We start from the raw sequence: 14,436 nt of genomic DNA, 5'->3' as shown, positions 1-14,436 counted from the left end.
TCAGCGATTATGCCGATCAATAAAACTCAAGGCTTGGTAGAGCGCTTGCATCCGCGGCAGTTCACACCCCGCGGCTTTTGCGGCGGCCAGTGGCCGGGCGTAGATCGCCGCCAATTCCAGTGGGCGTTTATGCACGTGGTCGTGGTACATGCTGGGCAGGTAGTCGGCCATGGTCTGGGTCATGGTGAACATCTGCTCGGCGTAACTCTTGGGGATTTCATGGCCGCAGGCGTGCGCGCCCTTGATGACTTCGGCCATCAGCGCCCGGATCAGCTCACAGCTGGATTCGTCCGCCATCAGCGCCGTGGTGCCGGTGCCCAATAATACCGAGAGCCCGTTGAAGGGCACGTTCCACACCAGTTTGTGCCACCTTGCCTGATGCACATTGACCATGGCTTCGGATTCGATACCGGCCTGATGAAACAACGCGGCGCCGGCTTCGACAATCGCCTTCTGCCGGGTTTCATCGTTGGCCGCCGTGCCACTGTGATAACCCAGGTTGACCCGGCCCAGCGCCTGATGCTCGACAACGCCGGGCGCGCAACGGTGCACGCCGATATAGCACAGCCCGCCCAGCAGGTGCAGCGAAGCGGGCAGGTGTTCACGCAAGCTGTCTTCCACATCGAGGCCGTTTTGCAGCAACACCACCTTGGCATCCGGCGCCGCGACCTGGGCAAGGGTCGGGGCCAGTTCGACATTTCCGGTCGACTTGGTGCCCACCAGCAACCAGTCGCAGGGCGGCATATCGGCGGCGCGGGCATAGGCCTGCACCGGGTGCAGGTGCAAGGCGCCATGCACGGTGCTGTTGACGTACAGGCCGTGTTCGCTGACCGCCGCGTATTCACTGCGCAACAGGAAGTGCACATCGAACCCGGCACGCGCCAGCATTACACCGTAGAACCCACCGATGGCACCGGTGCCGATGATACCAATACGGGGTGATTGTGCGGTCATGGCAGATCCTCTGGCGTACGGGTAAGCGCTAGGTTAATGGCCTCAGACAGGTCAGAAGAAGTAAGACGCGTCTGTAATTGCCCGAGGAATTGACCCTCGCACACCACGAACAACGCCGGCAAATGAAAGATCTGGTAGCGTTCGACCGCACCGCCGTTGTGGCCGGCATCCACCCAGCACACGCGGTCCACCGGCAACGGCCAGCCCGGTAAATGCTGGCGTGCCCAACGGCAACTGGAACACCCCACGCTGGTAAATACGACGAGCGAAATGCCTGGAAATCCCAGCAATTGCTGGTCAATATCCAGGTCGGTCAATTCCAGATGCTTCACTCTACTGCTGCCACCGCCATGAATTGAACGGTGCTCGGAGTCCGTGTACATGGGTCGTTTTCTACCTCACCCTGATGATGTCGCTGTCTTGTTGACCCAACGCCCCGCTCCCGCCTTACCCCGCCAACGCCTGCATACTATCGGCCTGGGCGGCGTCGCGTGCAATTGGCCGCGCGCCTGGCGTGAGGGCACGGCGGTTGAACTGCACATCCCTTCCCTGGGCGCCGGCGCGCGTTATCCGGGCTACGTGGCGTGGTGCCGCAAGGTGCAAGACGGCTACCGCGTCGGTGTCTCGTTTACCGATGACCATGCGCTGTTCGGTGCGCGAATGGGTGAGCAAGCATGCCGGATAGAGCGCTATTGTCGCCAGCACGAAGACGCCGAGCCGACTCCCGAGCAACTCGAGGCCCTGGCCCGCGAGTGGGTATCGCGCCATGCCAGTGAGTTCTCCCATGAGGCCTTTGTGGCGCCAGCGCTGGATTAAAGCGGGCTTTGCCCATTGTCGCGGGCCGGTGTTACGCGCTAAGGTTCCTCCCCCCTGCATCCAAATCATGCTGTGCTCCGCCGCACGGGGATAGCTGGCGGCCGGCACCCGTGACCCTGACGAGTAACACGATGGCTGATTTACCGATCAATGACCTAAACGTCGAATCCAACGAGACCCTGATCACACCCGATCAGCTCAAGCGCGAAATCCCTTTGAGCGACGCTGCCCTGCAGACCGTCACCAAGGGCCGCGAAGTCATCCGTGACATTCTCGACGGCACCGACCACCGCCTGTTTGTCGTTATCGGGCCTTGCTCGATCCACGACCTCAAGGCTGCCCACGAGTACGCCGAGCGCCTCAAGGTGCTGGCGGCGGAAGTGTCCGACACCTTGTACCTGGTGATGCGCGTCTATTTCGAAAAACCGCGTACCACCGTCGGCTGGAAAGGCTTGATCAACGACCCCTACCTGGATGACTCGTTCAAGATCCAGGACGGCCTGCACATCGGTCGCAAGCTACTGCTGGACCTGGCTGAAATGGGCCTGCCCACCGCCACCGAAGCGCTGGACCCGATCTCCCCGCAGTACCTGCAGGACCTGATCAGCTGGTCGGCCATCGGTGCACGCACCACCGAATCCCAGACCCACCGTGAAATGGCATCCGGCCTGTCCTCGGCGGTCGGGTTCAAGAACGGCACCGACGGCGGCCTGACCGTGGCGATCAACGCGCTGCAGTCGGTCTCCAGCCCGCACCGTTTCCTGGGGATCAACCAGGAAGGTGGCGTGTCCATCGTCACCACCAAGGGCAACGCCTACGGCCACGTGGTGCTGCGCGGCGGCAACGGCAAGCCCAACTATGATTCGGTCAGCGTTGCGCTGTGCGAGCAGGCACTGAACAAGGCCAAAATCAAACCGAACATCATGGTCGACTGCAGCCACGCCAACTCCAACAAGGACCCGGCCCTGCAGCCGCTGGTGATGGAAAACGTCGCCAACCAGATCCTGGAAGGCAACCAGTCGATCATCGGCCTGATGGTCGAGAGCCACCTGAACTGGGGCTGCCAGGCGATTCCAAAAGACCTGGCCGACTTGCAGTACGGCGTGTCGATCACCGATGCCTGCATCGACTGGTCCGCCACCGAAAACACCCTGCGCAGCATGCATGCCAAGCTCAAGGACGTATTGCCCAAGCGCAAGCGCACCTGAGTTTTAAATTGCGCACACAAAAACGCCGGGCTGAGCCCGGCGTTTTTTTTATTCTGTCATGAGTGCTTACAGCTTCGCGGCATGGCGCTGGTGGCGCTCCATGTAGCGTTCGACGTAGGAGCAGGACGGGATCACCGTGTAGCCTGACTCTTCGGCGAATTTAAGGGCCTCTTCGGTCAATGCCGCCGCGATACCACGACCCCGCAGTGCGTTGGGCACGAAGGTCCGATAGATATCCAGGGTCTGTTTGCCGAGGTCCATGTAGGTCAGATAGGCACGATGACCGTCCACATTGGTCTCGAACTGATGACCAGCCTGGTCATGGTGGATGGACAACGCCTCGCTCATCACTACTCCTCGCGGGTCTTGGATTCTGACCCCTACCTTACCGATGTTTTTCCGGCGAAGGAACATCTACGCCACCCCGTGCCGGTTTCGACAGCGAGAAAACCCTGAGCGCTCACAGCCAGCACGTAGGGAATAGTAGGCACCAATCCTGCGATTGCTCAAGGCGCGCTCGTCATCCCTGCCGATGGCGGATATAGAAAGGGCTCCCGATCAACCGAGGATCGAAAGCCTGAACATTGCCGGCAGTTGAACCTTGAGACGAACTCGCGCTCTTAAAGTCACCTCTACATGCGCAAAAGATGCTGGCCCAGGTAGAGCCAAGCGGAACGTAAGTGTCGGCGTGGATATATAAGATTTCATCTGCCGGCAGGGCCTGAGGCATGCGGGCCGGCCTTCTCAGGCTGGATCCAATGCGCACCCGATTGAAAAAAATTGGACGGTTTTTATACAAACCTCCAAAAGGTTAGCCAAAAAAGATGCGCTGCAAGAATTTTTTTTACTTCTTGCGCTACGTCAGTTTACTTACTACAAGTAATGGGTAGTATGTACGCCGGCTATTAGCCCACTCTGGGCGAACTAGTCATCTAATAGAAAGTCCTTGAAGGGGAACACGATGAACAACGTTCTGAAATTCTCTGCACTGGCTCTGGCCGCAGTTCTGGCTACCGGTTGCAGCAGCGTCTCCAAAGAAACCGAAGCACGTCTGACTGCAACTGAAGACGCAGCAGCTCGCTCCCAGGCTCGTGCAGACGAAGCCTACCGTAAAGCTGATGAAGCGCTGGCTGCTGCTCAAAAAGCACAACAGACTGCTGACGAAGCTAACGAGCGCGCCCTGCGTATGCTTGAAAAAGCTAGCCGCAAGTAATAATCCTTCGGGGTTGTTATCAAGCCGATCCATTTATGGGTCGGCTTTTTTATTGCCCGCGATTCCTTGTGGGAGCGGGCTTGCTCGCGATAGCGGTGGGCCAGTCAAGATCAATGTTTGCCGGCTGCCGTCTTCGCGGGCAAGCCCGCTCCCACAGGGGATCTGCGCTTAACGCCCACGCGCCTACAGAGGATCCAAGGGCGCGCTTGCGGCTACCGAGGCTGCACCAGGTACGCCGATTTCCGTGGGCAAGCCGTCTTCCGCCGCGACGACGTCACGCACCTGGTCCCAGTTGACCCGCAATTGATTGGCCAGGTCTTCACGCTTGAGCAAGGCGTTGATCACCGCCGTGTGCTTGTCGACCACCGACGGCGTGCCGTCATCGTTCAACGGCGTATGCGCTTCCAGGTAAACCTTGCCGCCGCTGCTGCCGAACTTGTAGGCATCGTTGATGATGCGCACCGATGTGCCCACCGGCACCATGCTGGCCATCTCCAGCACGTTGTTGTTGAACATGCGGAAGCAGCCATGGCTGGTGCGCGTGCCGATGCCGAACTTGGCATTGGAGCCGTGGATCAGGTAACCCGGCGTACCCAGGGTGAACTTGAACGGGCCCAACGGGTTGTCCGGGCCGGCGGGCACCACATTGGGCAGCGGATCGCCGTTGGCGGCGTGCTCGGCCTTGATCGAGGCCGGCGGGGTCCAGGTCGGGTTGGGTGTCTTGGCGATAATGCTGGTGTGGGCGATAGGCGAACCCCAGCCTTCACGACCGATCCCCAACGGGAAGGTGTAGACCACGTTCTGGCCCTTGGGGTAATAGTAGAGCCGGTACTCCGCCAGGTTGATCACGATACCTTCGCGCGGCCCCGGCGGCAGGATGAAACGCGTCGGCAGCACGATCTCGGTGCCCGCCCCCGGCAGCCAGGCATCCACGCCCGGGTTGGCCGCGACCATCTCCGAATAACCCAGGTCGTAGGTGGTGCCCAGGTCGGCAAAGGTGTCTTCGTACTTGGCCTTGATCACCTGGACCTGGCCGACGATGTCTTCACCCGGTGGTGGCAAGGGCAACTGCAGGGCTGATGCGGAACCGGCCGCACAGAGTGCAGCGAGAGACAGGCAGCAGGTGACGACGGAAAGGCGCGACAACATCCGGGTAATCCTTCGCAGAACGACGGGTAGGTAAAAATCGATTGTATACGTGAAGCGAACCTCTAGCTGCAAGCTTGTCGCCGCCCTAGAGTTCGAAACGCAGCTCCGGCCAGATCGGCGGCGTGCCGCGCTTCTGGGATTCCAGGATGGCCCGGCACAGCGGGCACAGGCGCTGGTCCTGGAAAATCGAACGGTCCACCCGCGACCAACGTGGCTGCGCTGGCAGTAGCGTGCCGCACAGCGTGCGATCGATGGAGCCGCCAAGTTCCAATTGACGCGCCACCAGATGCACCCGCACTTCCTGGCAGGCGAACAGATCCAGCTGCTCGTCCGGCTCGATCAGTTGGTAGTTAAACAGGGACCAGGCAGGACGCGACATCAGGGGCTCCAAATCGGGGGGGCGCCACCTTAGCCGAAAGCCTGCCGGTAGAAAAGCGTCAAAGCAGCGGTTTGAGCGTCGGCCAGACATTTTCCAGCAACTTGCCCTGGGCGCCGACCGCCGGGTGCAGTTGATCGGCCTGCATCATGTCGGGACGCCCGCCCACGCCCTCAAGGAAAAACGGCACCAGCGGGACGTTTTTTTCCTTGGCCAACTCGCCGAAGACTTCGGCAAACGCCGTGGTGTATCGCGGGCCGTAATTGGGCGGCAACTGCATGCCCAACAGCAACACCTTGGCACCGCCGGCCTTGGACTGGTCAATCATCGACGCAAGATTTTGTTTCAATTGCGCAGGGGGCTGCCCGCGCAAGCCGTCATTGCCGCCCAACTCGATGACCACGACGTCCGGCTTATGCTCTGCAAGCGCCGCCGGCAGCCGCGCGAGGCCTCCGGCACTGGTGTCGCCGCTGATGGACGCATTCACCACTTTATCGTCGAAACCTTCCTGCTTGAGCCGTTGCTCCAGCAAGGCGACCCACCCTTTGCGGGTATCCAGGCCGAAACCGGCACTGATACTATCGCCAACGATCAGGACTGTACCCGCCGCTGCGTTCTGGGCCATGCACATCAAGGCCAGGCCAGCACTCAAAAACCACATTCGCATCGGATTCTCCATGGGCGCAAGCATTCTCACCGCGCGGAACCTTAGCAAAGTGGTTCCCAGCGCGGAAGGTGAACTGACTATCCTGCACGAACTGAGCCTGGAACTGAACAAGGGCGATAGCCTGGCTATCGTCGGCAGTTCCGGTTCCGGCAAATCCACCCTGCTGGGCCTGCTGGCCGGACTCGACCTGCCCAGCAGCGGTGAGGTCACCCTCGCCGGCCAGGCCCTGAGCACCCTCGACGAAGACCAACGCGCGCGCATTCGCGCCGAACACGTAGGCTTTGTATTCCAATCGTTCCAACTGCTCGACAGCCTCAACGCCCTGGAAAACGTGATGTTGCCGCTGGAGCTGGATGGCCGCAAGGACGCCCGCGAGCGTGCCCGGCACCTGCTCGAACGCGTAGGCCTGGGCCAGCGCCTGACCCACTCGCCGCGCCAACTCTCCGGTGGCGAGCAGCAACGGGTGGCGATTGCCCGCGCCTTTGCCGCCGAGCCGGACGTGCTGTTTGCCGATGAACCCACCGGCAACCTCGACAGCCACACCGGCGAGCGCATCAGCGACCTGCTGTTCGAACTCAACAAAGAAAACGGCACGACCCTGGTTCTGGTCACCCACGACGAGCGCCTGGCCCACCGTTGCCGACGCCTGATCCGCCTTGAAGCCGGCCTGATGGTCGCGCCCCTGGAGCCTTGATGGCACGTTTGCCGCTGTTGCGCCTGTTCAGCCTTGCCATGCGCCAATTGCTGCGCGATGCCCGCGCCGGTGAATTGCGCGTATTGTTCTTCGCCCTGCTGGTGGCCGTGGCCGCCAGCACCGCCATCGGTTATTTCGGCGCCCGTCTCAACGGCGCCATGCTGCTGCGCGCGACTGAATTCCTGGGGGCCGACCTGGTGCTCGAAGGCAGCTCGCCGGCCCGGCCCGAGCAAATCCAGTCCGGCGTCGAGCTGGGCCTGGAACACGCACGGGTCGTGGAATTCTCCAGCGTCATCGCCACCGATAACGGCATCCAACTCTCCAGCATCAAGGCGGTGAACGAGCAGTACCCGCTGCGCGGTGAACTGAAAAGCGCTGCCGCTCCCTTTGGCGATGAAACCCCGGGAGGCGGCCCGAAACCCGGCGAAGCCTGGGTGGAAGCGCGGCTGCTGACGGCCCTGGACCTCAAGGTCGGCGACAGCATCGACGTGGGCATGAAAACCCTGCGCCTGGCGCGCGTGCTCACTTATGAGCCGGATCGCGCCGGCAACTTCTACAGCCTCACGCCCAGAGTGATGATCAACCTGGCAGACTTGGAGGCCACCGGCGTGGTCCAGCCAGGCAGTCGCGTCAGCTACCGCGAATTGTGGCGCGGGCCGCAAGGCAGCACGGCACTGCAAACCTATCGCGATTTGGTCAAGCCAGGGCTCGCGGCCAACCAGCGCCTGCAGGATTCACGGGACGGCAACCAGCAGATCGGCGGCGCCCTGGGCAAGGCCGAGCGCTACCTGAACATGGCCAGCCTGGTGGCGGTGCTGCTGGCCGGCGTGGCTGTGGCGCTGTCGGCCAACCGCTTCGCCACCCGGCGCTTCGACGCCAGCGCATTGCTGCGCTGCCTGGGATTGTCGCGACGTGAAGCCATGTTGCTGTTCACGCTGCAACTGACTGTACTGGGGCTGCTGGCCAGCCTGGCCGGCGCCGTGCTCGGCTGGCTGGCGCAGTTTGGCCTGTTCTACTTCCTTCATGACCTGCTGCCGGCGGACGTGCCGCCGGGCGGGCTGTTACCGGCCATCGCCGGGATCGGCACCGGGCTGGTCGCTCTCGCCGGTTTCGCCTTGCCGCCGTTGGCGGCACTGGGGCGCGTGCCGCCATTGCGGGTGTTGCGCCGCGACATGCTGCCAATCCCTTCAAGTACCTGGATGGTCTATGGCGCGGCACTGTTCGCCCTGGGCTTGATCATGTGGCGCCTGAGCCTCGACCTGGTGCTGACCTTCGCCCTGCTCGGCGGTGGTGTGGTGGCGGCGCTGGTGCTTGGCGGCCTGCTCTTGTTGCTGTTGCAAAGCCTGCGCCGCCTGCTGGCCCGCGCCTCCCTGCCCTGGCGCCTGGGCTTGGGCCAACTGCTGCGCCATCCGTTGGCGGCGGCCGGTCAATCCCTGGCGTTTGGCCTGATCCTGTTGTCCATGGGCTTGATCGCGCTGTTGCGTGGCGAGTTGCTCGACACCTGGCAGAACCAGTTGCCCAAGGATGCGCCCAACTATTTCGCCTTGAATATCCTGCCGGCCGACAAAGAAGCGTTTGGCGCCCGCCTGCTGGAGCTGCAGGCTCAGTCCGCGCCGCTCTATCCGGTCGTGCCCGGCCGGTTGATCAGCATCAATGGCGAGCCGGTGCAAGAGATCGTCAGCAAGGACTCCAGCGGCGACCGTGCGATCCAACGCGACCTGAGCCTGACCTGGGCCGCCGACCTGCCACCGGGCAATGCCTTGACCGCGGGTTCGTGGTGGACGCAGCAACCCACCGAGGAAATCCCTGGGGTTTCGGTGGAGGCCAAGGTCGCGGAGAGCCTCAAGCTCAAGCTCAACGATCACCTGGTGTTTACCATCGCCGGGGAAAATCGCGAAGCGCGGGTGACCAGCCTGCGGACCATCAACTGGGATAATTTCCAGCCCAACTTCTTCATGATATTCCAGCCGGGCACCTTGCAGGATTTGCCGGCCACCTACCTGACCAGCTTCTACCTGGCGCCTGGGCATGACCAGCAAATCGTCGACCTGTCCCGGGCCTTTCCGGCCGTGACCATCCTGCAGGTGGAGGCGCTGCTCGAGCAGTTGCGCAGCATCCTCGCCCAGGTGACCCTGGCGGTGGAATACGTGCTGCTGTTTGTCCTGGCGGCGGGCATGGCGGTGCTGTTCTCGGGCCTGCAAGCGACCCTGGACGAACGTATCCGCCAAGGCGCGCTGCTACGTGCGCTGGGCGCCGAACGCAAATTGCTGGTCAAGGCCCGGCGCATTGAGTTCGGCTTGCTCGGCGCTGTCAGCGGGCTATTGGCGGCACTTGGGACAGAACTGGTGACCTTCGTGCTGTACCGCTACGCGTTTGACCTGGCCTGGCATCCCCACCCCTGGCTGTTGCTGCTGCCGGTAATCGGAGCCGTACTGATCGGCGGCGCCGGCGTATTCGGCACCCGCCGCGCCCTCAACGCCAGCCCGCTGACGGTGTTACGCGAAGGCTGACCGCTGCCGGCCCGCACACTTCAAAGCGTGCGGGCCAGCCCGGTGGGGTCAGGCGATAAAGATGTTGGCAATGCCGCCGCCTTCGCAGCCTCGCTGGGGCTCGACAGCTCCCACATTTGCTCTTCGTCGCGGCTGAACACTGTGTTTGCAGGCACAACCGAAATCCCACCGACAAAGCAGATCCCCTGTGGGAGCTGTCGAGCTTCAGCGAGGCTGCGATAGCGGTGGGTCAGGCGATAAAAATGACGGCAGTGCCGCCGCCTTCGCAGCCTCGCTGGGGCTCGACAGCTCCCACATTTGATCTTCGTCGCGGCTGAACACTGTGTTTGCAGGCACAACCGAAATCCCGCCGACAAAGCAGATTCCCTGTGGGAGCTGTCGAGCTTTAGCGAGGCTGCGATAGCGGTGGGTCAGGCGATAAAAATGACGGCAGTGCCGCCGCCTTCGCAGCCTCGCTGGGGCTCGACAGCTCCCACATTTGATCTTCGTCGCGGCTGAACACTGTGTTTGCAGGCACAACCGAAATCCCGCCGACAAAGCAGATTCCCTGTGGGAGCTGTCGAGCTTTAGCGAGGCTGCGAAAGCGGTGGGTCAGGCGAGGAAAATGCCAGCAGTGCCGCCGCCTTCGCAGCCTCGCTGGGGCTCGACAGCTCCCACATTTGATCGTCGTCGCGGCTGAACACTGTGTTTACAGATACAACCGAAATCCCACCGACAAAGCAGATCCCCTGTGGGAGCTGTCGAGCTTTAGCGAGGCTGTGATAGCGGTGGGTCAGGCGATAAAAATGACGGCAGTGCCGCCGCCTTCGCAGCCTCGCTGGGGCTCGACAGCTCCCACATTTGATCGTCGTCGCGGCTGAACACTGTGTTTACAGATACAACCGAAATCCCACCGACAAAGCAGATCCCCTGTGGGAGCTGTCGAGCTTTAGCGAGGCTGTGATAGCGGTGGGTCAGGCGATAAAAATGACGGCAGTGCCGCCGCCTTCGCAGCCTCGCTGGGGCTCGACAGCTCCCACATTTGATCGTCGTCGCGGCTGAACACTGTGTTTACAGATACAACCGAAATCCCACCGACAAAGCAGATCCCCTGTGGGAGCTGTCGAGCTTCAGCGAGGCTGCGATAGCGGTGGGTCAAGCGAGGAAAATGCCAGCAGTGCCGCCGCCTTCGCAGCCTCGCTGGGGCTCGACAGCTCCCACAGGGGATCGTCGTCGCGGCTGAACACCGTGTTTGCAGGCACAACCGAAATCCCACCGACAACGCAGATCCCCTGTGGGAGCTGTCGAGCTTTAGCGAGGCTGCGAAAGCGGTGGGTCAGGCGATAAAAATGACGGCAGTGCCGCCGCTCTCACAGAATCATCGGAGCTCGACAACAGCCAATTTATATCAGTGCTTGCCGGGCCTCATTCACTTCACGTACTCGATCCCGGTGATCCACCAGCACACTTCGCCACTTGGGGTCTGGACGATGGCCTCGTCGTCCACTTCCTTGCGCAGTAGCGCACGGGCCATGGGGGAGTCGATGGAAATGTAGTCCATGCGCTCGTAAATCTCGTCATAACCGACGATGCGAAAACGCTTGGTCTCGCCCTGCTCGTTTTCGATGTCCACCCAGGCGCCGAAAAACACTTTGCCCTCTTGCTCGGGCATGTACTCCACCACGCGCATGTCTTCCAGGCGCTTGCGCAGGTAGCGCACGCGACGGTCGATCTCGCGCAGCAATTTCTTGTTGTACTGATAGTCGGCGTTTTCGCTGCGGTCCCCCAGGGAGGCCGCCCACGTTACTTTGCGCGTGGTGTCCGGGCGCTTTTCGCGCCACAGATAATCCAGCTCTTTCTTCAGCGCTTCATGACCTTCTTTGGTAATCAGCTTGGTACTCAAACGCTTGCATCCCCAGGCAATGTCCATAGGTGCCGATACGCCTGGACTTGAAGCCCTGGCATCGGCCGGCTGGGGTTGATGATAAATGAACCGGCGAAAGTAGCCAGGCCAGTCTAGCTGTCCAGCACGCGATCCAGTTCCAGCAGCATGCCTCGCAGACTCTGGCGCAACCCTGCCACCTGCGAAATCATCACCTTCAAGGTTTCGGTCCTCTGGCTGACCGCAAGCGACTGATCATGTAATTGAGTGGTGCGTTGCTCCAATTCTCGAACCCTCTCATCCAACTGGCTTTGCCCCTGCTCAAGTTGCGCCTGCCATTGCCCAAGTGTCGCCTCCCGCTCGTTTGCCGCGAGTTTTTGCTGGGTCAGCTCCTGGGCGACACGGGCAAGGTTGGTCAACGTGCTGTCCACCTCAAACAACGTGCTGTCGTTACCCGGGACCGGGAGTTTCGGTTGCGCCGGTACAAGGGGGTCCCGTGGCATAGCCGGTGCAGCCTGCGCCATCATCACGGGAGCTTCGACGACCGCTTGCAGTGGTTCCTCACCAGGGTGTTCATGCATCGGCAGCCTGGTAGGCTCGGTTGGGCTCGACCCCTTGGGTGGAGAAGTCATCTGCGACGAAAAACGAATGGACGGTACGATCAACGATGCGCTCTCGATCGCCGGCAGCGTCGAGGCAGACATGCCCAGGGTGATCACTTTCATCACCAAGGCTTTCTTGATGATCACCGAGTGATGATCCTCAGGCCTGGCAGGCGGCAACTTGCACCCTTTCAAATCGATAAAATGATAGGGCACCTGGGTCTCGATAACGCCGCCCGCCTTGGTTCCCGAAGCGGCCAACGTCAGTATTTGCTTGAAGACATCCAACGCCAGCTGCAAGTCTTCCCTGGATTCAACTCCACTCAGGAAATACCGGTCAAGTTTCTTACGCAAGGCGGCGATATATACCCTTGAACTTCCCGGCTCTACCTCTTCATCCAAACTATAAACAAGAAAGTTGGAGGCCGCCTGACCTACAGCAAACCCACAGAGCAGTGCACCGTTAACCGGAGCATCTTGACCGTCGCGTTCAAGAACAAGGGTACGTAGCAGCATCATGGCATTCAGGCCTCTTATACAGGGCAGAAAGTTTACATAAACAACAAGTAAACACTGAGATTTTTTTCATTCCAAAACACGACACATTGTTCCAGCGGCGCTCCTGACCTGCACGTAGGACTTCTCTTATTAAGCGTTATCGACGTTCCCAAAAAAGCCTATTACCCGTACCCTTTTTTCACGCCCCCTACGTCATGCCAAACTTATTCGGTAAAAAAATGATCGAAATAAGCAATCTGACAAAACACACGGGTAACACAACTATAATCAGCGACTTATCGTTCAAAGCCAATCCACTGGAATGTTTGGGATTATTCGGGCAAGACCCTATAGCTAAAACAGTGCTGCTAGATGTAATAGCGGGTTCGACGCAGCCTTCCAGCGGTCATATAACTATTCAAGGTTTCAATACACAAACCCATGCGCTGCAAGCGAGAAGGCTCGTCGGCTATCAAACGTCCAACGACCTCGGCCATCCAACGATGTCCGTCAAAGCATTCCTTGGCTTCATCGCTACCCTTCGCGGCTTCCACGGCGCCGAAAAGCGCGCACGGCTGGAACAGGTTATTGCACGGCTGGAGTTATTTGCAGTGCTCAATGCGCCCCTCGATGCGCTCTGCATTGGTTGGAAACGCAAAGTCGCCATTGCCCAGGCCGTCCTGCACGGCCCTGCCCTGCTACTGCTGGATGAACCAACCGAGGGGCTCGCGCCGGATCAGAAACATACCTTCAGGGCACTTATCCACTCGTTGACACAAGAGATGACAGTGATCATCGCCTCTCGTCACTGCGATGAATTGTCCAAGTTGTGCACGCGCGCATTGGTCATGGCGGGCGGTCGATTGGTTGCCGATACCCCAGTGCCTGATCTACAGCGCGACTCGCGTCACTTCCAGGCAGTCACCCTGACCGCGGATAACCCGCTCGACCTGCTGGCATTGGCCGTTCTGCCAGGCGTGGCTGGCATCGAGGAGCATCGTCACGCGCCCGGTACCGTGACCGTACTCGCGATGCCGGGCCGCACCATCTATCCCCATATCAACATGTTGATTGCCAGTCGTAGCTGGAAGATCAACTCGATGCACCTGGAGCCAGGTCGCCTGAATGATGTGGTCCACCATCTGAGCGAGGAGGCGTCGCTTTGAAATTAATGCCCATCATTCTAAAGCGTCAACTCGCCAACTATGCCTGCGCCCCCAGTACTTACCTGAGCATGGCAGTCTTCCTGATTCTGTCAGTGGCGCTGGGAAGGTACATAAGCCCTTGGCCGGAACAGAACAGCAGCGACTTGCAGGTATTTTTCCAATTTCATCCCTGGCTTTATTTACTGCTGATACCTGCCCTGGCAATGCACCTGTGGTCGGATGAAGCCAATGCGGGATTTTTCGGCCTGATGAAAACCATGCCCATCACAACGTCTGAGTGGGTCGTCGGAAAATTCCTCGCCGCCTGGCTCGTAGCAGGCACAGCCCTAATTCTGATGTTTCCTCTGGTCATTGCTGCCAACTACCTGGGCCGGGCAGACAACCACGTTATCGCGTCGCAATTTCTGGCAAGTTGGTTGCTGGCGGGCAGCTACCTGTCTGTCGGTTGTTTCGTTTGTATTTTTGTACGGCAACGTACTGTCATTTTCCTACTGACCCTGGGCTTATTGCTGACAGCCAGCGGACTTTCGACTGTATTGGATGCGCTGGAGCACCAAGCACCTATCGGGTTGATAGACAGCTTGGCGTCACTCAGCCCGACTGTTCGATTCAGTTGTATCGATGATGGAAAACTCACACTTCATGACACGCTTTACTTCATCAGCATGATCCTCGCCTTTCTCGCTGCGACGACCGTCACACTCAACTACAAACACAGCTGA

The 14,436-nt window shown here is 60.2% G+C and carries 15 protein-coding genes; 7 read left to right on the top strand and 8 right to left on the bottom strand.

Annotated features, from left to right (window positions below):
- Both BLL36_RS05250 and BLL36_RS05245 read right to left on the bottom strand, forming a co-directional pair.
- On the bottom strand, positions 1–954 hold the full coding sequence (locus BLL36_RS05250; RefSeq protein WP_076950408.1) for a putative 2-dehydropantoate 2-reductase: 954 nt from the start codon (positions 952–954) through the stop codon (positions 1–3).
- Positions 951–1,337, bottom strand: a complete 387-nt coding sequence (locus BLL36_RS05245; RefSeq protein ID WP_076950407.1) for a YbbN family protein — start codon at positions 1,335–1,337, stop codon at positions 951–953. Before BLL36_RS05245 ends, BLL36_RS05250 begins: the two co-directional genes overlap by 4 nt.
- On the opposite strand from BLL36_RS05245, the gene BLL36_RS05240 reads away from it, so the two are divergent.
- Together BLL36_RS05240 and BLL36_RS05235 are read left to right on the top strand one after the other, a co-directional pair.
- Positions 1,336–1,770, top strand: coding sequence for a PilZ domain-containing protein (locus BLL36_RS05240; protein WP_076950406.1), 435 nt, complete (start codon positions 1,336–1,338; stop codon positions 1,768–1,770). The two genes, BLL36_RS05245 and BLL36_RS05240, sit on opposite strands and share 2 nt — an antisense overlap.
- 131 nt (positions 1,771–1,901) lie before the next feature.
- On the top strand, positions 1,902–2,978 hold the full coding sequence (locus tag BLL36_RS05235) for a 3-deoxy-7-phosphoheptulonate synthase (protein ID WP_053130701.1): 1,077 nt from the start codon (positions 1,902–1,904) through the stop codon (positions 2,976–2,978).
- 66 nt (positions 2,979–3,044) lie between these two features.
- Here the strand turns inward: BLL36_RS05235 and BLL36_RS05230 are convergent, their stop codons facing one another.
- On the bottom strand, positions 3,045–3,326 hold the full coding sequence (locus tag BLL36_RS05230) for a GNAT family N-acetyltransferase (protein WP_003233387.1): 282 nt from the start codon (positions 3,324–3,326) through the stop codon (positions 3,045–3,047).
- Between the two features lie 613 nt (positions 3,327–3,939).
- Here BLL36_RS05230 and oprI point away from each other — a divergent pair.
- On the top strand, positions 3,940–4,191 hold the full coding sequence (gene oprI / locus BLL36_RS05225) for an outer membrane lipoprotei OprI (RefSeq protein WP_003172710.1): 252 nt from the start codon (positions 3,940–3,942) through the stop codon (positions 4,189–4,191).
- A gap of 183 nt (positions 4,192–4,374) precedes the next feature.
- Here the strand turns inward: oprI and BLL36_RS05220 are convergent, their stop codons facing one another.
- From BLL36_RS05220 to BLL36_RS05210, 3 genes are all read right to left on the bottom strand, one after another.
- Complete coding sequence (locus tag BLL36_RS05220) at positions 4,375–5,340, bottom strand: L,D-transpeptidase family protein (RefSeq protein WP_076950405.1); 966 nt, start codon at positions 5,338–5,340, stop codon at positions 4,375–4,377.
- An 85-nt stretch (positions 5,341–5,425) separates the two neighbouring features.
- The gene (locus BLL36_RS05215; protein WP_010211879.1) at positions 5,426–5,719 is read right to left on the bottom strand and encodes a hypothetical protein; all 294 of its coding nucleotides are present in this window, start codon (positions 5,717–5,719) and stop codon (positions 5,426–5,428) included.
- 58 nt (positions 5,720–5,777) lie between these two features.
- Positions 5,778–6,383, bottom strand: a complete 606-nt coding sequence (locus BLL36_RS05210) for an arylesterase (protein WP_076950404.1) — start codon at positions 6,381–6,383, stop codon at positions 5,778–5,780.
- Positions 6,384–6,393: 10 nt separating this feature from the next.
- On the opposite strand from BLL36_RS05210, the gene BLL36_RS05205 reads away from it, so the two are divergent.
- Entirely contained in the window at positions 6,394–7,077 is a 684-nt protein-coding gene (locus tag BLL36_RS05205; RefSeq protein ID WP_065869920.1) for an ABC transporter ATP-binding protein, read from the top strand.
- Positions 7,077–9,587 (top strand): ABC transporter permease, encoded by a 2,511-nt coding sequence (locus tag BLL36_RS05200; RefSeq protein WP_076950403.1) that lies wholly within the window; start codon positions 7,077–7,079, stop codon positions 9,585–9,587. The genes BLL36_RS05205 and BLL36_RS05200 overlap by 1 nt, the downstream gene beginning before the upstream one ends.
- A gap of 1,408 nt (positions 9,588–10,995) precedes the next feature.
- Here BLL36_RS05200 and greB read toward each other — a convergent pair.
- On the bottom strand, positions 10,996–11,469 hold the full coding sequence (greB, locus tag BLL36_RS05195) for a transcription elongation factor GreB (RefSeq protein WP_076950513.1): 474 nt from the start codon (positions 11,467–11,469) through the stop codon (positions 10,996–10,998).
- A 113-nt stretch (positions 11,470–11,582) separates the two neighbouring features.
- A complete protein-coding gene (locus tag BLL36_RS05190; protein ID WP_076950402.1) occupies positions 11,583–12,569 on the bottom strand; it encodes a hypothetical protein in 987 nt (328 codons plus the stop codon).
- 218 nt (positions 12,570–12,787) lie between these two features.
- Between BLL36_RS05190 and BLL36_RS05185 the strand changes: the two genes are divergently transcribed.
- Entirely contained in the window at positions 12,788–13,714 is a 927-nt protein-coding gene (locus BLL36_RS05185; RefSeq protein WP_076950401.1) for an ABC transporter ATP-binding protein, read from the top strand.
- On the top strand, positions 13,711–14,436 hold the full coding sequence (locus tag BLL36_RS05180; protein ID WP_076950400.1) for an ABC-2 transporter permease: 726 nt from the start codon (positions 13,711–13,713) through the stop codon (positions 14,434–14,436). The genes BLL36_RS05185 and BLL36_RS05180 overlap by 4 nt, the downstream gene beginning before the upstream one ends.

Source organism: Pseudomonas cedrina subsp. cedrina (assembly GCF_001983175.1).
GTDB lineage: Bacteria > Pseudomonadota > Gammaproteobacteria > Pseudomonadales > Pseudomonadaceae > Aquipseudomonas > Aquipseudomonas cedrina.
The sequence above is the reverse complement of the archived record's forward strand: the minus strand, read 5'-3'. Positions and strand labels throughout refer to the sequence as shown.

Bases quoted from the DNA above. Each gene is read 5' to 3' on its own strand.
- BLL36_RS05185 (WP_076950401.1), top strand. From the start codon at position 12,788: ATGATCGAAATAAGCAATCTGACAAAACACACGGGTAACACAACTATA.
- oprI (WP_003172710.1), top strand. From the start codon at position 3,940: ATGAACAACGTTCTGAAATTCTCTGCACTGGCTCTGGCCGCAGTTCTG.
- BLL36_RS05190 (WP_076950402.1), bottom strand. From the start codon at position 12,569: ATGATGCTGCTACGTACCCTTGTTCTTGAACGCGACGGTCAAGATGCT.
- BLL36_RS05205 (WP_065869920.1), top strand. From the start codon at position 6,394: ATGGGCGCAAGCATTCTCACCGCGCGGAACCTTAGCAAAGTGGTTCCC.
- BLL36_RS05220 (WP_076950405.1), bottom strand. From the start codon at position 5,340: ATGTTGTCGCGCCTTTCCGTCGTCACCTGCTGCCTGTCTCTCGCTGCA.
- BLL36_RS05200 (WP_076950403.1), top strand. From the start codon at position 7,077: ATGGCACGTTTGCCGCTGTTGCGCCTGTTCAGCCTTGCCATGCGCCAA.
- BLL36_RS05240 (WP_076950406.1), top strand. From the start codon at position 1,336: ATGGGTCGTTTTCTACCTCACCCTGATGATGTCGCTGTCTTGTTGACC.
- BLL36_RS05245 (WP_076950407.1), bottom strand. From the start codon at position 1,337: ATGTACACGGACTCCGAGCACCGTTCAATTCATGGCGGTGGCAGCAGT.
- BLL36_RS05215 (WP_010211879.1), bottom strand. From the start codon at position 5,719: ATGTCGCGTCCTGCCTGGTCCCTGTTTAACTACCAACTGATCGAGCCG.
- BLL36_RS05250 (WP_076950408.1), bottom strand. From the start codon at position 954: ATGACCGCACAATCACCCCGTATTGGTATCATCGGCACCGGTGCCATC.
- BLL36_RS05230 (WP_003233387.1), bottom strand. From the start codon at position 3,326: ATGAGCGAGGCGTTGTCCATCCACCATGACCAGGCTGGTCATCAGTTC.
- BLL36_RS05210 (WP_076950404.1), bottom strand. From the start codon at position 6,383: ATGCGAATGTGGTTTTTGAGTGCTGGCCTGGCCTTGATGTGCATGGCC.
- BLL36_RS05235 (WP_053130701.1), top strand. From the start codon at position 1,902: ATGGCTGATTTACCGATCAATGACCTAAACGTCGAATCCAACGAGACC.